Below are 21,331 nucleotides of genomic sequence, written 5' to 3'. Positions count from 1 at the left end.
GGCCATTTCTTCATGACCAAAACCGTCGAGACCGAAGGCGCTCTCGAGACCCGAGGCATCGAGCAGGTCCCGGATCACGAGCGCACCGCGAAGACCCGTGAGCTGTTCCCCACCTGGGTCGGCGCCAACATCAGCGTGCTGCTGCTGACGATGGGCGCGAGCCTCGTCGTGGCGTACCACCTGGACATCTGGCAGGCGCTCGTCGTCGCGGCGGCCGCGCCGATCGTGTCGTACGGCCTCGTCGGGCTGATCGGCATCGCCGGCAAGCGCGGCGGCGCGCCCGGCATGGCGCTCTCACGCGCGGTCTTCGGCCAGCGCGGCAATCTGCTGCCCGGCTCGCTGATCTGGGTCGCGCGCTGGGGCTGGGAGACGATCAACGCGGTCACCGGCGCCTACGCGATGCTCACCATCCTGGACATCCTGTTCGGCCTCAAGGCGAACAGCGTGCTGGACATGGTGATGCTGCTGGCGTTCGTCGTCGCCACCTTCGCGATCTCCGGGCTCGGCATCAACGCCGTGCAGAAGTGCAACAAGTACGCGACCTATTTCTTCGGTCTGTTCTCGGTGCTGGTGCTGGGGTACCTGGCCGTGAACACGAACTGGTCGAAGGTGGTGCACCACGGCGGCGGTTCGACGGCCGCGGTGATCACCGGTGTCGGCATGATCGCGGCCGGTGGTGTCAGCTGGATCCCGTCCGCGCCGGACTTCACCCGCTATCTGCCGCGTACGGCGTCCTCGAAGGCGATCGTGGGCACGGCGGTCGGCGGCGCCGGTGTGGTCGTGCTCCCCATGGTCCTGATGGGCGCGGTGATGGCGGTGTCCACACCGGACCTGGCCTCGGCCACCGACCCGGTCTCCTTCCTCGGCGAGATCCTGCCGACGTGGATCGCGGTGCCGTACCTGTTCATCGCGCTGATCGGCATGCTGCTGATCAACTCGATGTCGATGTACTCGGCGGGCTTCACCGCACAGACCCTCGGTTTCAAGGTGCCGCGGCACTGGGCGGTCTCGGTGAACGCCGTGATCTCGCTGGTCTTCGGCGGGGTGCTGATGCTGGTGGCGACGAGCTTCATGGGCTCCTTCATCGCCTTCCTGTCGCTGCTGGCGGTCGCCTTCTCCGCCTGGGTCGGCGTCTTCGGCGCGGACATGCTGCGCCGTACCGAGTACGACGGCCGGGCCATGGTGGACACGACCCGCACCAGCGCCTACTGGTACAAGGGCGGCTTCTCCCCCGCGGCCGTGGCCGCCTGGGCGATCGGCCTGGTCTCGGGCCTGATGTTCACGACCTCGGACTGGTTCACCGGCCCGCTCGCGAAGAACAACGTGATCGGCGAGTACGGCCTCGGCTGGGTCGCCACGATCGTGATCTCGGGCCTGCTGTACCTGGTCCTGCCGAAGCCGGCGGTGGCCCGCCCGGCCGAGTCCGCCACCGGGGCGGCCGATCCGGCCGGGGAGCGCGCGGCCGTCGACGCGTAGGGCGGCTCGGCCGAAGAGGCCGCGCCGGTACGGCTTCGGTCGTCCCGCGAGCCTGTCTCCCGCCTCTCCATGGCAATCTGACGCCACGTCAGCTAACGTCCCCCTCCACCGCATCGCACCGGAGGGGGACTTCCCATGCCCGTCACGGTCGTCCGTTTCAACCTCGTCGCTCCCGGCGCCTCCCCCGCCGCCCTCTCCGCCCGCTACCGGGCCGCCCTGGAGATGGCTCGGTACGCGGACGAGCACGGGATCAGCACCGTGCAGACCGAGGAGCACCACGGCGCCGAGAACAACTGGCTGCCGTCGCCGTTCGCCTTCGCGGGCGCGGTGTTCGGGGCGACCCGGAACATCGCGGTGACGGTGTCCGCGGTGATCGGTCCCCTGCACGACCCCCTGCGCCTGGCCGAGGAGATCGCCGTACTTGACCTGTTGAGCGGCGGGCGGCTGGTGACGGTGGCCGGGATCGGCTACCGGCCCGAGGAGTACGCCCTGTTGGGCGTGGACTGGAAGCGCCGGGGCCGGCTCCAGGACGAGCTGCTGGAGACCCTGCTGAAGGCCTGGTCCGGCGACGCGTTCACGTACCAGGGCCGCACGGTACGACTCACCCCGCGCCCGTACACCGCCCCGCACCCGCTCCTGCTGGTCGGCGGTTCCTCGAAGGCGGCCGCCCGTCGCGCGGCCCGGCTCGGCCTGCCGTTCTTCCCGAGCGCGCATCTGCCGGAGCTGGAGGCGTACTACAAGGAGAAGCTCACCGAGTACGGCACCGAGGGCTGGACGATGATGCCCCCCGCCGAGACCCCGCTCCTGCACCTCGCCGAGGACCCGGACCGGGCGTGGGCCGTGTACGGCGAGCATTTCCTGCACGAGGCACGGACGTACGCCTCCTGGCAGTCGGGGCAGATCCGCTCGGCCGTGAAGTCGGCGGCCGCGACGGTGGAGGAGCTGCGCGCGGAGGGCGTGTACCGGATCCTCACCCCGGAGCAGTGCGTGACGCAGGGCCTGGACAGCCTCGTCCTGCATCCACTGGCGGGCGGGATGCCACTGGAGGAGGGCTGGCGCAGCCTGCGGTTGTTCGCGGAGCGGGTGCTGCCGGAGCTGGGCGGCTGAGCCACGGCGACAACCGGTGGTTCGGCCGGGGCCGGCGGTGGTGGACTGCCGTCATGAGTCTGTTGGTGGAAGTGTTCGTCCGCGAGCCGGACGGAGAGATCCGGATACTCGACGTGCCGGACGACGTGTGCCGGTCCGCCGGCTTCGAGTCGTGGCGCACGACGGTGTGGGGACACGCGTTCGTGCGCGCGCTCGGCGCCCGATTCCTGCCCCTGCTGGCAGAGGGCGACCTCTACGTGGAGGCCGGGGACGTGGCGGAGTTCCTGCGCGAGGTCGCCCTGCTGCGCACCCGTCTCGACGCGGTCGCGCACGGCACCGGCCGGCCGCGGACGGTGGAGGAGCACCGGCATCGGATCGAGACCCGCCTGCGGATCATCGAGGAGAGCGCGCACCAGGCCCTGGAGATCGGCGGTGGCGTCCTCATCTGGTGAGGACGAGCCCACAACAGACCGCTGCCCCCGCTCGGGCAGTGGCCGAGCGGGGGCAGCGGACGGTACGAGGAGAAGGGCAGCGGGGTCTGGGCCCGTCTCCTCGGGTCTGCGGGCCTCAGCCCATCTCCTCCAGCGCCTTGCCCTTCGTCTCCTTGACGAACTTCAGGACGAACGGGATGGAGAGCGCGGCGAAGATCGTGTAGATGACGTACGTGCCGGAGAGGTTCCAGTCGGCCAGCGACGGGAAGCTCGCGGTGATGGCCCAGTTGGCGATCCACTGCGCGGAGGCGGCCACGCCCAGGGCGGCGGCGCGGATCTTGTTCGGGAACATCTCACCGAGGAAGACCCAGACCACCACGCCCCACGACAGGGCGAAGAAGAGGACGAACACATGGGCGGCGATCAGGGCGACCCAGCCCTGGGTCGCCGGGAGCTTGCCGTCGACCAGGTGGGAGCTGAACGCCCAGGCCTCCAGCGCGAGGCCGACGGCCATGCCGACCGAGCCGATGAGGGCGAGCGGCTTGCGGCCGATGCGGTCCACGAAGATCATCGCGATCACGGTGCCGATGATGTTGATGATCGACGTCGTGAAGGAGTAGAAGAACGAGTCCGTCGGGTCGACGCCGACCGACTGCCACAGGGTGGAGGAGTAGTAGAACGCGACGTTGATGCCGACGAACTGCTGGAAGACCGACAGGCCGATACCGATCCAGACGATCGGCTTGAAGAAGAAGCCGCCACCGAGCAGGTCCTTGAAGGTGGACTTGTGCTCGCTCTTCATCGCGTGCTCGATCTCGGCGACGCGGGCGTCCAGGTCGGCGCCCTGGCCCTCGACCTCGGTGAGGATCTCCTTGGCCCGCTCACGCTTGCCGACGGAGATCAGGAAGCGGGGGGACTCGGGGATCGCGAAGGAGAGCAGGCCGTAGAGGACGGCCGGGACGACCATGACGCCGAGCATGACCTGCCAGGCCTCCAGGCCCATCAGGTGGCCGCGCTGGTTGCCCCCGGCGGCGTTCAGCAGGCCCCAGTTGACCAGCTGGGAGATGGCGATACCGACGACGATCGCGGCCTGCTGGAAGGAGCCGAGCCGGCCACGGTAGGCGGGCGGGGCGACCTCGGCGATGTAGGCCGGGCCGATGACGGAGGCCATGCCGATGGCGAAGCCGCCGACGATGCGCCAGAAGGCGAGGTCCCACAGCGCGAAGGGCAGCGCGGAGCCGACGGCGCTGATGGTGAAGAGGACCGCGGCGATCTGCATACAGCGGATACGGCCGATGCGGTCGGCTATGCGGCCTGCCGTCGCGGCGCCGATGGCACAGCCGATCAGGGCGATCGCGATGACCTGGGCGAGGGCCGCGGATCCGATGTCGTAACGGCCGCGGATGGCCTCGACGGCGCCGTTGATCACGGAGCTGTCGTAACCGAAGAGGAAACCGCCCATGGCGGCGGCCGCCGCGATGAAGATGACGTGCCCGAGATGCTCGGGGTGAGCCGTCCTGGCTCCTGACTGAGGTGCCTGCGCTGTGCTGGTCACGTGTATCTCCTCGGGCCACGGCAACGCTGCCGGGGTGGGGGGCGAGCCCTGTCAGGATCAAGTGGCGCATACCTGAACTGCGCTCACACCTGAAGGTAAAAGCAACGTTGCAGAGACTATGCCTTCAAGTTTCGAAGTCAATAGTTCAGCCACTGTGAGCTTCTAGATATTCCCTATACCGGCTTGCGTTCACTTCTCGAACACAAGAGGAGTTGATCTTGAATCGGCTAGCGAAGCCGCTGAGAAATGACCTTGGACACACCGTCGCCCTGCATGGACACGCCGTAGAGCGCGTCGGCGACCTCCATCGTGCGCTTCTGGTGCGTGATCACGATCAGCTGCGATGCCTCCTGCAACTCCTGCATGATGCGGATCAGCCGCTGGAGGTTGGTGTCGTCCAGGGCCGCCTCGACCTCGTCCATGACATAGAACGGGCTCGGCCGTGCCTTGAAGATCGATACCAGCAGCGCGACGGCCGTCAGCGAGCGTTCACCGCCCGACAGCAGGGAGAGCCGCTTCACCTTCTTGCCCGGCGGACGCGCCTCGACGTCCACGCCGGTGGTGAGCATGTTGTCGGGATCGGTCAGGACGAGGCGCCCCTCGCCGCCCGGGAAGAGCCGGCTGAAGACGCCCTCGAACTCTCGGGCCGTGTCCCGGTAGGCCTCGGTGAAGACCTGCTCGACGCGCTCGTCGACCTCCTTCACCACCTGAAGCAGGTCGGCGCGGGTCTTCTTCAGGTCCTCCAGCTGCTCGCTGAGGAACTTGTGCCTCTCCTCCAGCGCCGCGAACTCCTCCAGCGCCAGCGGATTGACCTTGCCGAGCTGCTGGTACGCCCGCTCGGCGGCCTTCAGCCGGCGCTCCTGCTCGGCCCGGTGGAAGGGCCTCGGCTGGTTGCGCGGGTGCTCGGGGTCCTCGGGCAGGACCTCGCCCTCGGCCGGGGGCGAAGGCGGCACCAGCTGGTGCGGGCCGTACTCCTCCACGAGCCCCGCCGGCTCCACGCCCAGCTCCTCCAGCGCCTTGCTCTCCAGCTGCTCGATCCGCAGCCGCTTCTCGGCGCCGAGTACCTCGCCGCGGTGCACGGAGTCGGTGAGTTTGTCGAGCTCGGCCTTGAGGTCGCGTCCTTGGGTGCGTGCGGTGGTCAACTCCTGTTCCCGCCGGGCCTTCGCGGCCTCGGCGGCGGAGCGTTCCTGCTCGGCGCGGGCGAGGGACACCTCGATGTGCGCGAGCAACTGCCGGGCGCCAAAGGCGACAGCCTCGGCAACGGCCGCCTCATGGCGCAGCCGGGCCCGACGCTGCTCGGCACGCGTGCGTGCCTCGCGCTCCGCGCGGGCGGCCCGGTCGAGCGAGTCGGCCCGTCCGGCAAGCCCCTTGACCCGCTCCTCGTGGGTACGGACCTGGAGCCGGGCCTCCATCTCGGTCTGCCGGGCGTTGGCGCCGTCGGCGGCGAGCCGGTCGCGTGCGGAGGTGTCCGGCTCCTCCTCGACGGGCATCTCCTCGGCCACCGCCAGCCGCTCGGCCAGTTCCTCGGCCTCCTGCACGGCCTTGTCCAGCGCCTCCTGCGCACGTGCGGCGGCCGCGGCGGACCGCTCGGCCTCTCCGGCGGCACCCCGCGCCTGTCCGGCGAGCCTGCCGAGTTGCTGGGCCACGGCCGACTTCTCCCGGTCGGCGGCCCGGCGGCGCTCGCCGAGTTCTTCCACGAGGGCGGCGGCCTGCCCGCGGTGCTCGGCCGCCGTGTGCTGTGCCTCGGCCAGGCCCTCGCAGCGGACCGCCAGCTCGGCCAGCTCGGCCGCGGCCTCGTCGACGGAGGCCTGCACCTCCAGCAGGCTCGGTGCGCCGGCCGATCCGCCGTGCGCGAAGTGGGCGCCGAGGAGGTCGCCTTCGGCGGTTACGGCAGTGAGTTCCGGGTGCGCGTAGACGAGGTCCTCGGCGTCCTCGAGGGTGTCCACGACGACCATGCCGTGCAGGAGGCGGCGTACGGCGGGCATGAGGTCGGCGGGGCCGCGGACCAGGTCAGCGGCGAGAAGGCGCTCGGCGGGGAGGGGGCTGCCGGACGGTCCGGCGTCCGCGGGTTCGTTGTGGCCGGCCGCGTCCGGCGGCGGAGCCGCACGGTGCGGCTGCCCCGCGCCCCTTGCGGGTGCGCCCTCCGGGGCGCCCGCAAGAAGCAGCGCCGCCCTTCCCCCGTCCTGCTTGCGCAGCAGGCGGATCGCTTCTGCCGCTGATGCCGGAGTCGATACGGCGATCGCGTCCGCCGCCGCGCCGAAGGCTGCCGCCAGCGGCACTTCGTAGCCGGGGGTGACCGTCAGCAGTTCCGCCGCCGGGCCGAGGACTCCGGTCAGCCGGTCCCGTGCGCCCAGCAGTATCCCGGTGCCGTCCTTTCGTCTGAGGCCCAGCGCCAGCGCCTCGTGGCGGGCCTGGGTGGCGGCGCGGCTGCGTTCGGCCGCGGTGGCCGCCTCCCGCGCCGCGCTCAGTGCCGCTTCCGCCTCCGCCAGCCGTCGCTTGGCCGCATCGTGCCGCTCGGCCAGGTCCGCGTCGTCCGCGTCGAGGCCGTCGACCTCGGCCTTGAGCGTCTCGTACTCCTCCTGGGCCCGGGTGGCGCGCTCCTGTGCCTCGTCGCGGGCCGTGGCCAGGCGGTCGATCTCGGCCTGGGCGGAGGCGGCGCGCGAGCGGGCCGCGTTGACCTGGCCGTTCAGGCGGGCCAGGCCCTCGCGGCGGTCGGCGATGGCGCGGGCGACGTCCTTGAGGCGGCGCTCCTCGACGGCCAGCTCCCGCTCCAGTTCGGCGCGGTGGGCGACGGTGTCGTCGAGGGCGCGCTCGGCCGCCTCCAGGGCCGCCTCCAGCTCGGCCTCCTGCTCGCGGATGCGGGCGGCCTCGCGCTCCAGGTCCTCGGGGTCTCGGCCCCGGCGTTCGTCGGGGGGCGCGGATGTCGCGCTCTTGACGCGTGCGTCGGCCAGCGAGACCGTGCCGCGGACGCGTTCGGCCAGCTGGGACAGCTCGTACCAGGTCTGCTGGGCGCGCTGCAGGCGGGGCGTGAGCTGTCGTACCTCGTCCTCCAGCAGGGCCTCGCGCTGGAGTGCCTTCTTCAGCTCCTGCTCGGCGGCTTCCTTGCGTTCCTTGAGGGCGGCCTCGTCGGCGACCTCGGTCTGCAGCGCCTGACGCAGTCGTACGAGATCGTCGGCGAGGAGGCGGAGCCGGGCGTCGCGCAGGTCCGCCTGGATGACGGCGGCCCTGCGGGCCACGGCGGCCTGTCGGCCCAGGGGCTTGAGCTGGCGCCGTAGCTCGTCCGTCAGGTCCTGCACGCGTGCGAGGTTGGCCTGCATCGCGTCGAGCTTGCGGAGGGCCTTCTCCTTGCGCTTGCGGTGCTTCAGCACACCCGCGGCCTCTTCGATGAAGGCCCTGCGGCCCATCGGATCCGCGTGCAGGACGGAGTCGAGCTGGCCCTGGCCGACGATGACGTGCATCTCTCGGCCGATACCCGAGTCGCTCAACAGCTCCTGGATGTCCAGCAGGCGGCAGGTGTCGCCGTTGATCTGGTACTCGCTGCCGCCGTTGCGGAACATGATCCGCGTGATGGTGACCTCGGCGTACTCGATGGGCAGCGCCCCGTCGGAGTTGTCGATGGTCAAGGACACCTCGGCGCGGCCCAGCGGGGGGCGGCCGGTGGTGCCGGCGAAGATGACGTCCTCCATCTTGCCGCCGCGCAGGGACTTGGCGCCCTGTTCGCCCATGACCCAGCTGAGCGCGTCCACGACATTGGACTTGCCCGAGCCGTTGGGTCCGACGACACACGTGATGCCCGGTTCGAACCGGAGCGTGGTCGCCGACGCGAACGACTTGAACCCGCGCAGGGTCAGGGCCTTGAGGTGCACGCCGCTGGACTCTACCGGGCGCCGCTATCTCACTCCATGAACCCTCGCAACCGCGCGGTTTCGCCAATGAACATGCAGGGCACACCGTACGTTAAAGAGGGTGAAAGGATGCGCAGGACAAAGAAAGAAGGGACGCCGAAGCGTCCCTTGCAACTCTGACGACCGGGTTTCGGTCGCCCGATCAACTGAGCGGTTGATACGGCAGCCCGATCGCTGCGACTGCTGTCGTGGAGCGATGCAGTGATCAGGTGAGCGCAGGCTCCGCCTGGTGTGCGTCGATGCTCTCCATGATCCTGTCCTGAGAGGCGGCAGCCGTCAGCGCGTCATTCTCCGCCTGGATCCGTACGAGCTCGGATTCAAGGTCCTGGACACGCTGCTGCAGCCGTCGCATCTCGGCGAGGAGTCGAGGGTCGGAGCCGCCGACGTAACCGAGAAGCGCCTTTGCCATGATGGATGGTCCTCCACACTGAGTGACCGACCGATGCGGTGTGGGTCGTGAGGGATTCGCACCCGCGGTGCTTGGCACATCCGGGTGTTGCTCTGCTGTTGCTCCATGCCAAACAGCTAAGGTGCGCGGGGCTTTCAGCGTCTCACCAAAAAGTTTGACGGTCAACACGATCACGCCCTGTATTGGCGGGCAAACCGGGGCGCGCGGCCGGAAAAGCGGCGGCGCTGCAAGTCATCCGGGACCCTCAGGGCGTGACGATCAGCTGTACCAGCGGAGCCTGCCACGCCGGGCCGTTGTTGGCAACCACCAGGTAGTTTCTGCTTCATGCAGGTGCCCCCGGCAACTTGCCGCGCGTCGGCCTGCGCGGCTTTACAGAACGGGGTCAGCGGATCGCGAAGCCGTCGTAGCCGCCGCGGGGTGTGTCCCAGATCTCGGTGACTCCGTCCACACGTCCGGGCGTGTCGTCACCCTCGAGCCACCCCAGGAGCCCTTCGCAGCCCTCGCGCGGCCCCTCGGCGACCACCTGGACGCGACCGTCGGCCAAATTGAGAGCAAAACCACTCAGGCCGCCGATCTCCAGTGCCTTGGCACGCGTGAACCAGCGAAAACCCACACCTTGCACGCGTCCGCGCACCCAGGCGACCAGTCGTACTTCTTCGCTCATGGGTGCAACCTAACCGGCCGGTGTCGCTCAGGACACATCGTCCCGAAGCGGCATGGGGTACCGTCCCGACCCAATGAATCTCATATGAAACTCACTCGATCGAGTGGGCCTGGTTGGCCAAGGGGAGTCACTCGCCGCGCAGGCGCCGGTCGACCGCGAGGACGAGGAAGAGGGCCAGGACATGGGACGCCACCGACGTTCCGCCGCCGGCCGCGCCGCCAGGGGCCGCGCCACGGGGGACATACGCACGCAGCGCTCCGCCGACGCAGGCGGCGCCCCGCAGGACTCGTACGCGCGGGACTCGTACGCGCCTGAGCTGCCACCCGCACGGCACTCGTTCGCGCGTGAACTGCCCCCCGGACAGGACGCGTACCGGCGTGAGCTGCCCCCCGGGCGGGACTCGTACACGTATCGGCGTGAGCTGCCCCCCGGACAGGACTTCTCCCCGTACCCGCGGGAGCTCCCTCCCGGGCGCGACTCGTACACGTACCGGCGTGAGCTGCCCCCCGGACAGGACTTCTCCCCGTACCCGCGGGAACTGCCTCCCGGGCGGGACGCGTACCCGCACGTGCCCGCCCCCAGGCAGGACTCGTACGGCGGTGGCCGGGCGCCCAGGGGCATCGCACCGTATCTGAACCCGGAGATCCACCCCGCGTCGACCGGTCTGCAGCCGCTGGCCTACGCCCGTGAGACCGCCAAGGCCCACGCCTATCTGTTCGCGGCCGAGGACGGGGGCCCGGCCGGCTTCGGGGGCGGCCCGGGCGGTCCCGGTGGCGGCGGCTTCACTCCGGACGGCGCCCCCTCCCCCGGTCGGCGGCGCCGGAGGAAGGGCTCGAAGCCGGTGCGCACGGGCCTGATCGGGGTGTCCGCCGCCTTCGCCCTCGGTACGGCAGCGGTGGCCTCGGGTGTGGTGCCGGGGCTGCAGAACTACAAGCTCGGCGGTGACTCGCACACCACCGGCGGCGACACGGTGCAGGCGGTGGACACGCCGAGCAACACGGCCGTCGAGCAGGGCGGCACCTCGGGCAGCGCCGACAGACAGGAGGGTGGCGTCGGCACCGGCCAGGACACCGCGACCCCGGAGTCCCCGAGCCAGACCGCCTCCGCCTCGAACACGGAGTCGGCCTCCCCCACGCCCGCCCCGTCCAAGACGGCGAGCGAGAAGCCGACGCCGTCTTCGGCGTCGTCCGGCAAGGCGCGGAGCACCCCGTCGCGTACGACGGGCAGCGCGAGCACGACGCCCAGGGCGGGTTCCGCGCCGATGGCGGTGCCGGCGGCGAACGCGGCCGAGGCCGAGGTGCTGGGGCTCGTCAACCAGGAGCGGGCGAAGGTCGGATGCACCCCGCTGGCCGCCAACTCCGCGCTGACCAAGCTGGCCGAGTCGTTCAGCGACGACATGGCCGCGCGGGGCTTCTTCGACCACACCGACCCGGACGGCAAGTCGCCCTGGGACCGGGCCGCGGCGGCCGGCATCACCAACCTCGGCGGCGAGAACATAGCCCGCGGCCAGGCCGACGCAGCCGCCGTGATGCAGGCCTGGATGAACAGCCCCGGCCACAAGGCCAACATCCTGAACTGCGACTTCAAGACCCTCGGCGTCGGCGTCCACCTCGGCCCGGGCGGGCCCTGGTGGACACAGGACTTCGGCTACTGACGCTCAGAGACTCCTGCGGTACGACAGTCCGGGGCGGCCGTTGAGCCGGGTCCCGCCGACGACGGTGAAGCCGGTGCGGGCCAGCACGGCCCGCGAGGCCGCGTTGTCGAGGGTGGTCCTGGCGGTGAGGACGGTGAGCCCGTACCGCTCGCCGGCCCGGGCACACATCTCCCGCGCGGCCCAGGTGGCGAGCCCCTGGCCGGCGGCACGCTCCGCGACCCGGTACCCGAGCTCGGCACTCCCGTCCGCCACCTCGTAGAGGTTGACCCGCCCCAGGACCTCGCCGTCGGCGCCGGTCACCACATGGAAGAAGCAGTCGCCCGCGGCCTGCTCGGCGAGCAGTGCGCGCAGCCGCTCCTCGAACCGGGCGAAGTACTCCTCGCCCCGATCCGGGACGGACGCGGCGAAGTAGGCCCGGTTCTCCCGCTCGAAGGCGAGAAGAGCGGGGCCGTGATCCGGACTGAGCGACTGCAGCTCGGGCATGCGAGGACTGTACGCAGCCAGGCAGGCGCACGTCCCCCGCTTTTCTGCCCGGCGCTCAGCGCGGCGTCACGCCGCGAGCCGCCCCTGCGTGAACACCCGTGCCGTCTCCGTCACCCGGCGGCCCAGGTGCTCGGCGGTGGCGATGTCGGCCTTGTGGACGGCCTCGGCGCCCTGGTCGTTGTTGCTCTGCGCGGCGGCGCCGGAGAAGAAGCCGAGGCGGTTGAGGTCGTTCTCGGAGGCGGTGCTGGAGTTCCAGCCGGGGAGCAGGCCGAGGTTGACCCAGTGCATGCCGTGCTGGGCGGCGAGTGTCTGGAAGAACTGCAGGGTGTGCAGCTTGTCGCCGCTCTTGGAGGCCGAGTTGGTGAAGCCGGCGGCCAGCTTGTCCTGCCAGGCCCGGGTGTACCAGCGGTTGGAGGTGCCCTCGGCGAAGACGTGGAAGGCGCCGGAGGCGGTGCCCATGTAGGTGGGCGAGCCGAAGACGATCGCGTCGGAGCGGTCCAGCGTCTCCCACTGCTCGTCGGTGATCTCGTCGACCTTGATCAGGTGCACCTCGGCACCCGCCTCGACGGCACCGGCGCGGACGGCCTCGGCGAGGACGGCGGTGTGGCCGAAGCCGGAGTGGTAGGCGATGGAAACGACAGGGGTGGTCACAGAGACTCCTCAAGTGGGCAGCTCAAAAGCAGTAACCAAAGAAAAGCACTAACTTATAGATAGTGCAACCTGGTGGTTAGCGCTGTGTACGCGTATCCTCAAGGACATGACCGCCGGTATGACCTCCACCACCCAGGACCACGACGACCAGGCATACGACGACCTCGCCTACGACGTCTTCGCCAAGGCCTGCCCGTCCCGCGGCACGCTGGAGCACGTCACGGGCCGCTGGGGCGGACTGACGCTCGGCGCGCTGTACGAGGGCTCGCTGCGCTTCAACGAGCTGCGCCGCCGGGTCGACGGGGTGAGCGAGAAGATGCTGTCCCAGACGCTGCACGCGCTGGAGCGCGACGGCCTGGTGCGCCGCGAGGCACAGCCGACCAACCCGCCGCGCGTGGACTACGAACTGACCCCCCTGGGCCGCCAGGTCGCCGAGCGTCTGCTGGCGCTCATCCACTGCGTGGAGGGCGCCATGGACGACGTCCTCGCGGCACGCGCGCGTTACGACGAGACGCGCGGCGCCCTCTGACACCGCGGGCAGAAGTAGCTGGACCGGTTCATCCAGGGGCGGCGGCGGATCGGCGTGCCGCACCGCCCGCAGGGCTCGCCCTCACGGCCGTACGCGTCGAGGGAGCGGTCGAAGTAGCCCGACTCGCCGTTCACGTTGACGTACAGGCTGTCGAAGCTGGTGCCGCCGACGTCGAGGGCCGCGTTCATCACGTCCCGGACGTGGCCGAGGAGTCCGGTCGTGACCGGGCGGGTGAAGTTCGCCGTCGGGCGCTCGTAGTGGATGCGGGCGCGCCACAGCGCCTCGTCCGCGTAGATGTTGCCGACCCCGCTGATCAGCGACTGGTCCAGCAGGGCCCTCTTGATCGTGGTCCGCTTGCGGCGGAGCGCCTGGTGGAAGGCCTCGTCGTCGAACAGCGGATCGAGGGGGTCGCGGGCGATGTGCGCGATGACGTCGGGCAGGCCGTCGGGGGTGTTGTCGTGCAACGACAGCCCGCCGAAGGTGCGTTGGTCGACGAAGCGGAGTTCGGTGCCGAGGGAGTCGGCGAACCGGACCCGGATGCGCAGGTGCTTCTCGTCCGGCGTCTCATGGGGCTGCACCAGCAGCTGGCCGCTCATACCGAGGTGGGCGAGGACGGACTGGTTCGTCTCCTCCAGCGGCAGCCACAGGTACTTGCCGCGGCGGCTGGGGGTGCCGATGTGGTGGCCCTTGAGCCGGTGCGCGAAGTCGTCGGCACCCGCGATGTGCCGGCGCACGGCACGCGGGTGCAGCACCTCGACCTCGGCGACGGTGCGATGGGCGACCCAACGCGCAAGGCCGCGCCGGACGACCTCGACCTCGGGCAACTCGGGCATCGGGACCCCCGTACAGAGCGGTGGATGAGCGAGCGCCCGCCCCGTCGGGAACCGCGGGGCGGGCGCTCGGTACTGCTGGTACTGCTGTCGGGTCAGGCAGGAGCGGACGACGGGTCGCCGGCCTCCGGAGCCGCATCGCCGGCCTTGGCGGCCTGGGTGGCCGCTTCCTTGGCCGACTTGGCGCGCTCGTCCGCGGCGGCCTTGATGGCCCGCCAGGCGGACTCGGCTGCCTGCTGCTCCGCCTCCTTCTTGCTGCGGCCGGTGCCGGTGCCGTACGAGACGCCTCCGACGCGGGCGGCAGCAGTGAAGGTCTTCTCGTGGTCGGGGCCGGTCTCCGTGACGAGGTACTCGGGCACACCGAGCCCTTCGATCGCGGTCAGCTCCTGGAGGGACGTCTTCCAGTCCAGGCCGGCTCCGAGGTTCGAGGACTTCTCGATCAGCGGGTCGAAGAGCCGGTGCACCAGCTCGGACGCCGAGTCGAGGCCCTGGTCGAGATAGACCGCGCCGATCACCGCTTCCAGGGTGTCGGCGAGGATGGACGCCTTGTCCCGGCCGCCCGTGCCCTCTTCACCACGGCCGAGCCGGATGAAGGAGCCCAGGTCGAGGCCGCGGCCGACCTCCGCCAGCGCACGCGAGTTGACCACCGCGGCCCGCAGCTTGGCCAGCTGGCCCTCGGGCAGGTCGGGGTGGGTGCGGTACAGCGTGTCCGTGACGACGAGACCGAGCACGGAGTCCCCGAGGAACTCCAGCCGCTCGTTCGTCGGCAGACCGCCGTTCTCGTATGCGTAGGAACGGTGGGTCAGCGCACGCACCAGAAGGGCGGACTCGACCTGATAGCCGAGCCGCCCTTCCAGAAGCGTGTGGGACGAGGCCGTATTGTCCGATGCGTTCTTCTTTGGCGTGGACACGGTGCCTCTCACCAGCCGCTCAGACTTCGAGGACCTGGCGCTTGTTGTAGGTGCCGCAAGACGGGCACGCGATGTGCTGCTGCTTGGGCTCGTGGCAGCGCTCGCACGCAACCAGGGTGGGGACCGCAGCCTTCCACTGCGACCGGCGGTGGCGCGTGTTGCTGCGCGACATCTTCCGCTTCGGAACAGCCACGGCTACTTCTCCTGCTTCTCGTCGACGCCCGCTTCCGCTTCGGCGCCGCTCATCTCGTCCTTCTCGCCGTCCTTCATGGAACCGGCGAGTCCCTGCAAAGCCGCCCAACGGATGTCGACGGCGTCGTGATGGTGGTCCGGGTCGTCCGCGAGCCGCGCTCCGCACTCGGAGCACAGGCCCGGGCAGTCTTCCTGGCACACCGGCTGCATCGGCAGTGCGAGCACCACCGCATCGCGCAGCAGAGGTTCGAGGTCGAACAGTCCGTCCTCGAGGAAGAACCTGTCCTCGTCGTCCTCGGCGTCGTCGCCCGGTTCCGCGATCACGCGGCCCCGGTCGTCGGCGTCAGGGTACGAGAACAGTTCCTGGAAGTCCGCTTCGAGCTCCAGCCCGACCGGCTCCAGACACCTTACGCACTCCCCCTCGGCCTGTGCACGGGCGGTGCCTGTGACGAGCACCCCTTCCATGACCGACTCAAGTCGGAGTTCGAGCTCCACCGGGGCGCCTTCCGGCACTCCGATGACTCCCTGGATGCCGAGATCGGCGGGAGCGTCGATCATGCGGGTCAGGCGCTGCAGCGCGCCAGGACGCCGACCCAGCTCGTGTGTGTCGAACACGAGAGGGTTGCGGTGGTCGAGGCGGGCGTTGGAAGCCATTCCTGCTTTCGATCTTCGAGCTCGGAGGGCCGCCGCCCGTCGATGCCGAGGGCAGCGGTGATCGCGGACGTACGCGCGACCGAAGAGCCAGGATACTGGACCTTTCGCTCTCGGCCCAATCCGGTGGTCGGCGGTGGTCGCCGGTGGTCAGCGGGCGACGATCGCGCGCGGCCGCGCCCTACAGTCCCCGGCCCTGCTCGTACGCCCTGAGCTGCTCCGCGCTGATCATGCTGGTGTCGAAGAGGCTGGTCTCGTCGAGAGCGTAGCCCTGCTGCGGCTGGTGCTGGTGGGGCTGCTGCTGGACCTGCTGCGGGTCGTAGGCGGCCTGCTGGGGGTCATAGGCACCCTGGTAGGCGTAGGGGTCCGCCTGCTGGTAGCCGTAGGGGTCCTGCTGGGCGTAGGCGGCGGGCTGCTGCGGGAAGCTCCCGTAGGGGTCCGGCTGCTGCTGGTCGTAGCCGTAGGCGGGCTGTGGCTCGTACGACGGCTGCTGCGGCTGTTGCTGCGCCGGCTGGGCCGTGCGCTCGGCCGGGGTGTCCTGCTCCGCGAGGGCGGCGAGGTCGGCGAGGTAGTCGGCGTCGCTGGAGTGCTGGAAGGTCGTGGGGTCGTCGGCGAGGGCACCGAGGTCGTCCGTGGCGGTACGGCCGTGCAGCTTCTGCCGGCCGCGGCCGACGGCCTCCAGGGTCTTGGCGAGGACCGCCTCAAAGGCGCCCAGCTTGGCGTCGACGTACTGGTCGGCGGTCTGGCGCAGGGTCTGCGGGTCGTGGCTGCGCTCGGGGGCGTCCTCGTCTTCGTAGCCGTTCTCGTCCAGACCGGGGCCGGTGCCGAGCAGCTTCTCGCGGCCGCGGCCGACCGAGCCCAGGGTCTTGGTGAGGACGACCTCGAAGTTGGCGAGCTTGGAGTCGACGTAGTCGTCGGCCTCGGCGCGGACCTCCTCGGCCTCCTGGCGGGCCTCGGCGACGATCCGCTCGGCCTCGCCCTGGGAGCGGCGGGCGACCTCGGTGTCGGAGATCAGCGAACCGCGCTCGGCATGCGCGTTCTCGATGATCCGCTCGGCCTCCTGGCGTGCCTGCTCGACCATCTGCTCACGGCCGCCGATCAGCTCCTGCGCCTGCGCGAGGGAGCCGGGCAGGGCCTGGCGCACCTCTTCCAGCATCGCGAGCAGCTCGGCGCGGTTGACCACGCAGGACGCCGACATGGGCATGGACCGGGCGCCTGAGACCGCGGAGACGATCTCGTCGAGCTTCTTCTGCACGTCCACCTGTGCTCGCCACTCTCTACAGCCGGGTTGGAGACGGACGGGACGACTGTAGCCCCATCAGTCCTTGCGCAGGCGCTTGTTCAGGGCCTCCAGCACCGGGGCGGGCACCAGGTGGGAGACGTCTCCGCCCCAGGCCGCGACCTCCTTGACCAGGGAGGAGGAGAGGAAGCTGTAGGTGGGGTTGGTGGGCACGAAGAGCGTTTCGACGCCGGTGAGGCCCATGTTCATCTGCGCCATCTGCAGTTCGTAGTCGAAGTCGCTGACGGCGCGCAGACCCTTGACGATCGCAGGAATGTCGCGCTGCTTGCAGAAGTCGACGAGGAGGCCGTGGAAGGCCTCGACGCGGACGTTGGCGTAGTCGGCGGTGACCTCGCGGATCAGCTCGATCCGCTCCTCGATCTCGAACAGGCCCTTCTTGGACTTGTTGATCATCACCGCGACGTAGACCTCGTCGTACAGACGGGAGGCGCGGCCAATGATGTCGAGATGTCCGTTGGTGATCGGGTCGAACGACCCGGGACAGACGGCGCGGCGCACTTGTGATCCCTCGCTCTCCGGTCCGGTCATTGTGCGTCTTCGCACGTAGCGGCGGCGCGACCGTACCAAAACGTTCCCTCGCCGTAGCGACGGGACCGCAGGGCCTCGAAACCGTCCGGCCAGTGGAATGCGCCGCCTCTGGTGCTGCGCTCCACGGTGACCAGCGCGTCCTTCGCGAGCCAGCCCAACGAGCGGAGTGTGAGGAGAATCTCGCGAAGATCGTCATCTGTGACGGCGTACGGGGGGTCGAGGAAGACGATGTCGTACGGCTCCGTCGGCGCCGCCGTCTGGATGATCTGTTCCGCTTTGCCCGTTCTCACCTCGGCGCCGGGGAGGCCCAGGTTCTTCACGTTGTCGCGCACGGTCTTCGCCGCGCGGGCGTCGGCCTCGACGAGCAGGGTGTGGCTCGCGCCCCGGGAGAGGGCCTCCAGGCCTACGGCACCCGAGCCCGCGTAGAGGTCGAGGACTCGTTCACCTTCGAGGGGACCGCCGAGCAGCGCCTGCCAGGTGGAGAAGAGACCTTCACGTGCGCGGTCTGATGTCGGCCGGGTTCCGGTGCCGGGCGGTACCGAGAGGCGCCGTCCGCCGGCCAGGCCGGCGATCACGCGGGTCATGTGGGGTCCTTCGTCGTGGCGGCTTTACGGTTCATTGTGACCGGTCGCTCCCCCGCTCTCGGCTTCGATCGAGTGGGGGACCTCCATCGCGGCGGTGGCCGCATGTCCCATGCTGCCCCGCGCCCCTGCGCAAGAACCAGTTCACCCCTTTTCCAAGTACTGCTCTCTTTCTTCGTCCAGGAGGGCGTCCAGAGCCGTACGCAGACCCGGCAGACGCTGCAGCTCCGGATCCGCCGTCACCACCGCCGTCGCCTCCTCCCTCGCCTCCGCGATGACCTCCTCGTCCTCGATGACCGCCAGGACGCGCAGGCTGGTGCGGGCGCCGGACTGGGCCTGGCCGAGGACGTCGCCCTCGCGGCGCTGTTCGAGGTCGATGCGGGAGAGCTCGAAGCCGTCGAGGGTGGAGGCGACGGCGTTCAGGCGCTGACGGGCGGCGCTGGCCTCGGGCATCTCGCTGACCAGGAGGCACAGACCGGGGGCCGAGCCACGGCCGACGCGGCCGCGGAGCTGGTGGAGCTGGGAGACACCGAAGCGGTCGGCGTCCATGATCACCATGGCGGTGGCGTTGGGAACGTTGACGCCCACCTCGATCACGGTCGTGGCGACCAGGACGTCCGTCTCGCCGGCCGCGAAGCGGCGCATCACCGCGTCCTTGTCGTCGGGGTGCATACGGCCGTGGAGGACCTCGACCTTCAGGCCCTGGAGGGGGCCCTTCGCCAACTGCTCCGCCACGTCGAGGACGGCCAGGGGAGGACGCTTCTCGGCCTCGTCCTCCGGGGACTTCTTCGCCTTCTTCTGGTCGGCGGCCTCATCGATGTCGTCACCGATGCGGGGGCAGACGACGTACGCCTGATGGCCGTTCGCCACCTCTTCCCGGATCCGCTCCCAGGCGCGGGCGAGGAAGTGGGGCTTGTCGGCGGCGGGGACGACATGGCTGGCGATCGGGGAGCGGCCGGCCGGGAGCTGGTCGAGCACGGAGGTCTCCAGGTCGCCGAAGACCGTCATGGCGACCGTGCGCGGGATGGGGGTGGCCGTCATGACCAGGAGGTGGGGCGGCTGTTTGCCCTTGCCGCGCAGCGCGTCTCGCTGCTCCACGCCGAAGCGGTGCTGTTCGTCGACCACGACCAGGCCGAGGTCATCGAACTGGATCTTGTCCTCGATCAGGGCGTGGGTGCCGATGACGATGCCGGCCTCGCCGGTGACCAGGTCCAGCAGGGCCTGGCGGCGGGCGGCGGCGCCCATGGAGCCGGTGAGCAGCACGACCTTGGTGGCGTGCTCGGCGCCGCCCAGCATGCCGCCCTCGGCCAGCTCGCCCATCATCTCGGTGATCGAGCGGTGGTGCTGCTGGGCGAGGACCTCGGTGGGCGCGAGCATGGCCGCCTGCCCGCCGGCGTCGACCACGGCGAGCATGGCGCGCAGGGCCACCATCGTGTTGTGGGTCACCGTGAAGTTGTCGGTCACATAAGCGTGGCTGGGGTGCGCGACGCTGATGCACTGGACGGGTTTGCGCCCCACGTACTCCACGGCACGGATTCCTCGCCGAAAGGCGTTGTACTCGGGGCGCGGACGGACCCGCTCGACTTTGCGGGCGAGCCTGAACGGCGCGTATTCCTCGGGCATGACCACCGAGACGTTGAACGCGGCCTTCTTCGGAAGTACTTGTGCCCGGCCACCGAGTGAGCGGACCAGCCAGGCGACATCATCAGCGAGTCTGCGCGAAGCCGAGCAGAGCGAGATACTCAAGCCGTCTTTCCCGACGGTGCCATTGGCATCCAGGAGCCCTTGCAACAGAGCATGCCGGTTCTTGATCGAGGTGTTCTTGAATTCCTCGGGAACGAATTCTCCATGCGCGGACTCATCCCGAAGACCCAGGTCTCGCAGCGTTTGGATCACAGGATTTCGTACGCCCCCGGCACGATGTGTCGCGTCACGGATCTCGTCGTCCACGGTGGTGTGACGCAGGTTGTGCCGGTATGAGCCGTCTCCAAGAAGGAGACCGAACAGGTGCGGATCGAGGGGCAGTCCGGAATCGTCTCCCAGATCAACCGGGGTGGCCGCCGGGAGGTACCACTTCGAGTCTCCGTTCGCCTCGAACAGGTCGAGGCGGATCTCCCGAGTCGTCATGACATCGGGGGCCTGGCCACGCTGCCACCCGCGACTCGTACCGACAATCCAGAGATGCTCGTCGTCGCACTCGACCGAACTCCCATCGGAAAGGATCAGCCGCCAGACATCACGATCCCCTTGGGGAAAGACACCATCGATCAGCGAGATCTCGCCGTTCGGCACGACAACCTCGTCTCCCACCCTCAAGTCCCCCATACGGCGGAAACCGACGGGTGTCAGCACGAGCGAGTCAAGAGGCTGGGCCTTGCCCGATCCGACCTCGCCCTGCAGCAGACGGTGCATCGGGTGTTCCGTGGCGAGGTCGTCGAAGATCTCCTTGGAGACCTTCCGCTGGCCCTCGGTGAGGGTGAAGGGCAGGCGGTCGTCGAAGGCCGCGAGGAGGCCGTCGGGCTTCGGGCGGCGGGGGACGGCCGGGAGCTGGGCGTCCGCGTGGCGGCGGCGGGCCAGGGCGACCTGGAGGACGAAGGCCTCGTCCCACTTCAGGCGGGCGCGGGCGTCCGCGATGTCGGCCTTGGTGTGAGGGCGGTGGATCTTGAGGATGGCCTCGGGGAGGGGGACCAGGGCGCGGCCCTCGCGGAGGGACGGCGGCAGCGGGTCGAGGGCCTCCTGGGCGGTGGGCAGGACCGTCTGGACCGCCTTGCCGATCTTCCAGGACTCCAGTTTGGCCGTGGCGGGGTAGATGGGGATCAGGGCGCCGGCCCAGCTCTCGACCGTCTCGTCGCTGTCGCCTCGGAGCAACTCGTAGGCCGGATGGGCGAGTTGGAGGCGGCGGTTGAAGACGGAGACCTTGCCGGCGAACATCGCGCGTGTGCCCGGCAGCAGCTCCTTGTGGGGTTTGTGGACGCCGTTGCCGAAGAAGACCAGCTGGAGCCTGCCACTGCCGTCGGTGATCGTGACCTCCAGGCGCTGGCCCTTGCCGCGGGGGGCCTTGGCGGAGGCGAAGGTGTGCAGCCGGGCGTCGGCCACCTGGGCGACCACCGTGACGTGCTCGTCCATGGGGAGGTCGGCGAGATGGGTGAGCTGGCCGCGCTCCTCGTATCTGCGCGGGTAGTGGTGGAGGAGGTCGCCGACGGTGTGCAGGCCGAGGTGCTCGGCCATCACCTTCGCGGTGGCGGGGCCGAGCACTGACTTCAGTGGCTGCTTCAGTGGTTCTTCCAGTGCGGGCACGAGATCCATTGCACACCACGGCACTGACAATGCCGTAGACCCCGCCCCGCGGAACATGGTGGTGCTGCCCTGCGGATTCGGCCGAACGGCCGTTAACATCCGGGAAACCCCTGGTCAGGTGGGATGATCCGGCTCTAGGATGGCGCGCTCCGGCCATCCTTCGCGGTCACCGCCCCGCCGGGACCGCCCGACCCCGCG

At 69.9% G+C, this 21,331-nt stretch carries 19 protein-coding genes; 5 read left to right on the top strand and 14 right to left on the bottom strand.

Annotated elements, in window-relative coordinates; genetic code table 11:
- Positions 1-12 precede the first annotated feature (12 nt).
- The 3 genes from AV521_RS26180 to AV521_RS26170 all read left to right on the top strand — a co-directional run bounded on the left by AV521_RS26180 (position 13) and on the right by AV521_RS26170 (position 3,014).
- Positions 13-1,476, top strand: a complete 1,464-nt coding sequence (locus AV521_RS26180; protein ID WP_076091292.1) for a cytosine permease — start codon at positions 13-15, stop codon at positions 1,474-1,476.
- A 135-nt stretch (positions 1,477-1,611) separates the two neighbouring features.
- Entirely contained in the window at positions 1,612-2,583 is a 972-nt protein-coding gene (locus AV521_RS26175) for an LLM class flavin-dependent oxidoreductase (protein WP_076091290.1), read from the top strand.
- A gap of 53 nt (positions 2,584-2,636) precedes the next feature.
- Positions 2,637-3,014: a hypothetical protein gene (locus AV521_RS26170; RefSeq protein ID WP_076091288.1), complete on the top strand. Its 378-nt coding sequence runs from the start codon at positions 2,637-2,639 to the stop codon at positions 3,012-3,014.
- A 115-nt stretch (positions 3,015-3,129) separates the two neighbouring features.
- Here the strand turns inward: AV521_RS26170 and AV521_RS26165 are convergent, their stop codons facing one another.
- The 4 genes from AV521_RS26165 to AV521_RS26145 all read right to left on the bottom strand — a co-directional run bounded on the left by AV521_RS26165 (position 3,130) and on the right by AV521_RS26145 (position 9,526).
- Positions 3,130-4,548, bottom strand: a complete 1,419-nt coding sequence (locus AV521_RS26165; protein ID WP_076091286.1) for a sugar porter family MFS transporter — start codon at positions 4,546-4,548, stop codon at positions 3,130-3,132.
- A 227-nt stretch (positions 4,549-4,775) separates the two neighbouring features.
- The gene (smc, locus tag AV521_RS26160; protein WP_076091284.1) at positions 4,776-8,414 is read right to left on the bottom strand and encodes a chromosome segregation protein SMC; all 3,639 of its coding nucleotides are present in this window, start codon (positions 8,412-8,414) and stop codon (positions 4,776-4,778) included.
- Positions 8,415-8,658: 244 nt separating this feature from the next.
- The gene (locus tag AV521_RS26150) at positions 8,659-8,862 is read right to left on the bottom strand and encodes a hypothetical protein (protein ID WP_023546484.1); all 204 of its coding nucleotides are present in this window, start codon (positions 8,860-8,862) and stop codon (positions 8,659-8,661) included.
- A gap of 382 nt (positions 8,863-9,244) precedes the next feature.
- Positions 9,245-9,526 (bottom strand): acylphosphatase, encoded by a 282-nt coding sequence (locus AV521_RS26145; RefSeq protein ID WP_076091282.1) that lies wholly within the window; start codon positions 9,524-9,526, stop codon positions 9,245-9,247.
- Between the two features lie 538 nt (positions 9,527-10,064).
- Between AV521_RS26145 and AV521_RS26140 the strand changes: the two genes are divergently transcribed.
- A complete protein-coding gene (locus AV521_RS26140; RefSeq protein ID WP_079249414.1) occupies positions 10,065-11,180 on the top strand; it encodes a CAP domain-containing protein in 1,116 nt (371 codons plus the stop codon).
- 3 nt (positions 11,181-11,183) lie between these two features.
- On the opposite strand, the gene AV521_RS26135 is transcribed toward AV521_RS26140, so the two are convergent.
- Both AV521_RS26135 and AV521_RS26130 read right to left on the bottom strand, forming a co-directional pair.
- The gene (locus tag AV521_RS26135; protein ID WP_076091278.1) at positions 11,184-11,663 is read right to left on the bottom strand and encodes a GNAT family N-acetyltransferase; all 480 of its coding nucleotides are present in this window, start codon (positions 11,661-11,663) and stop codon (positions 11,184-11,186) included.
- Positions 11,664-11,729: 66 nt separating this feature from the next.
- Positions 11,730-12,314 (bottom strand): flavodoxin family protein, encoded by a 585-nt coding sequence (locus AV521_RS26130; protein WP_076091276.1) that lies wholly within the window; start codon positions 12,312-12,314, stop codon positions 11,730-11,732.
- Positions 12,315-12,432: 118 nt separating this feature from the next.
- On the opposite strand from AV521_RS26130, the gene AV521_RS26125 reads away from it, so the two are divergent.
- Positions 12,433-12,843 (top strand): helix-turn-helix domain-containing protein, encoded by a 411-nt coding sequence (locus AV521_RS26125; RefSeq protein ID WP_076091537.1) that lies wholly within the window; start codon positions 12,433-12,435, stop codon positions 12,841-12,843.
- Here the strand turns inward: AV521_RS26125 and mutM are convergent.
- From mutM to AV521_RS26085, 8 genes are all read right to left on the bottom strand, one after another.
- Positions 12,816-13,676 (bottom strand): bifunctional DNA-formamidopyrimidine glycosylase/DNA-(apurinic or apyrimidinic site) lyase, encoded by an 861-nt coding sequence (gene mutM, locus AV521_RS26120; protein ID WP_076091274.1) that lies wholly within the window; start codon positions 13,674-13,676, stop codon positions 12,816-12,818. The genes AV521_RS26125 and mutM overlap by 28 nt on opposite strands.
- A 92-nt stretch (positions 13,677-13,768) precedes the next feature.
- Complete coding sequence (rnc, locus tag AV521_RS26115; RefSeq protein WP_076091272.1) at positions 13,769-14,584, bottom strand: ribonuclease III; 816 nt, start codon at positions 14,582-14,584, stop codon at positions 13,769-13,771.
- 19 nt (positions 14,585-14,603) lie between these two features.
- Entirely contained in the window at positions 14,604-14,777 is a 174-nt protein-coding gene (gene rpmF, locus AV521_RS26110) for a 50S ribosomal protein L32 (protein ID WP_003951102.1), read from the bottom strand.
- A gap of 2 nt (positions 14,778-14,779) precedes the next feature.
- The gene (locus AV521_RS26105; protein ID WP_076091270.1) at positions 14,780-15,430 is read right to left on the bottom strand and encodes a DUF177 domain-containing protein; all 651 of its coding nucleotides are present in this window, start codon (positions 15,428-15,430) and stop codon (positions 14,780-14,782) included.
- Positions 15,431-15,608: 178 nt separating this feature from the next.
- Entirely contained in the window at positions 15,609-16,688 is a 1,080-nt protein-coding gene (locus tag AV521_RS26100; RefSeq protein WP_076091268.1) for an ATP synthase F0 subunit B, read from the bottom strand.
- A 57-nt stretch (positions 16,689-16,745) separates the two neighbouring features.
- Positions 16,746-17,225, bottom strand: coding sequence for a pantetheine-phosphate adenylyltransferase (gene coaD, locus AV521_RS26095; protein WP_179023399.1), 480 nt, complete (start codon positions 17,223-17,225; stop codon positions 16,746-16,748).
- Positions 17,226-17,251: 26 nt separating this feature from the next.
- Positions 17,252-17,839, bottom strand: a complete 588-nt coding sequence (gene rsmD / locus AV521_RS26090) for a 16S rRNA (guanine(966)-N(2))-methyltransferase RsmD (RefSeq protein WP_076091264.1) — start codon at positions 17,837-17,839, stop codon at positions 17,252-17,254.
- A gap of 141 nt (positions 17,840-17,980) precedes the next feature.
- The gene (locus AV521_RS26085) at positions 17,981-21,142 is read right to left on the bottom strand and encodes a helicase-related protein (protein ID WP_076091262.1); all 3,162 of its coding nucleotides are present in this window, start codon (positions 21,140-21,142) and stop codon (positions 17,981-17,983) included.
- Between the last annotated feature and the right edge of the window lie 189 nt (positions 21,143-21,331).

This window comes from Streptomyces sp. IMTB 2501 (assembly GCF_001953885.1).
Taxonomy (GTDB): Bacteria; Actinomycetota; Actinomycetes; order Streptomycetales; family Streptomycetaceae; genus Streptomyces.
The sequence above is the reverse complement of the archived record's forward strand: the minus strand, read 5'-3'. Positions and strand labels throughout refer to the sequence as shown.

Coding starts and splice junctions, on each gene's coding strand:
- AV521_RS26180 (WP_076091292.1), top strand. CDS start 13: ATGACCAAAACCGTCGAGACCGAAGGCGCTCTCGAGACCCGAGGCATC.
- AV521_RS26175 (WP_076091290.1), top strand. CDS start 1,612: ATGCCCGTCACGGTCGTCCGTTTCAACCTCGTCGCTCCCGGCGCCTCC.
- AV521_RS26170 (WP_076091288.1), top strand. CDS start 2,637: ATGAGTCTGTTGGTGGAAGTGTTCGTCCGCGAGCCGGACGGAGAGATC.
- AV521_RS26150 (WP_023546484.1), bottom strand. CDS start 8,862: ATGGCAAAGGCGCTTCTCGGTTACGTCGGCGGCTCCGACCCTCGACTC.
- AV521_RS26145 (WP_076091282.1), bottom strand. CDS start 9,526: ATGAGCGAAGAAGTACGACTGGTCGCCTGGGTGCGCGGACGCGTGCAA.
- AV521_RS26135 (WP_076091278.1), bottom strand. CDS start 11,663: ATGCCCGAGCTGCAGTCGCTCAGTCCGGATCACGGCCCCGCTCTTCTC.
- AV521_RS26125 (WP_076091537.1), top strand. CDS start 12,433: ATGACCTCCACCACCCAGGACCACGACGACCAGGCATACGACGACCTC.
- mutM (WP_076091274.1), bottom strand. CDS start 13,676: ATGCCCGAGTTGCCCGAGGTCGAGGTCGTCCGGCGCGGCCTTGCGCGT.
- AV521_RS26105 (WP_076091270.1), bottom strand. CDS start 15,430: ATGGCTTCCAACGCCCGCCTCGACCACCGCAACCCTCTCGTGTTCGAC.
- rsmD (WP_076091264.1), bottom strand. CDS start 17,839: ATGACCCGCGTGATCGCCGGCCTGGCCGGCGGACGGCGCCTCTCGGTA.
- AV521_RS26085 (WP_076091262.1), bottom strand. CDS start 21,142: ATGGATCTCGTGCCCGCACTGGAAGAACCACTGAAGCAGCCACTGAAG.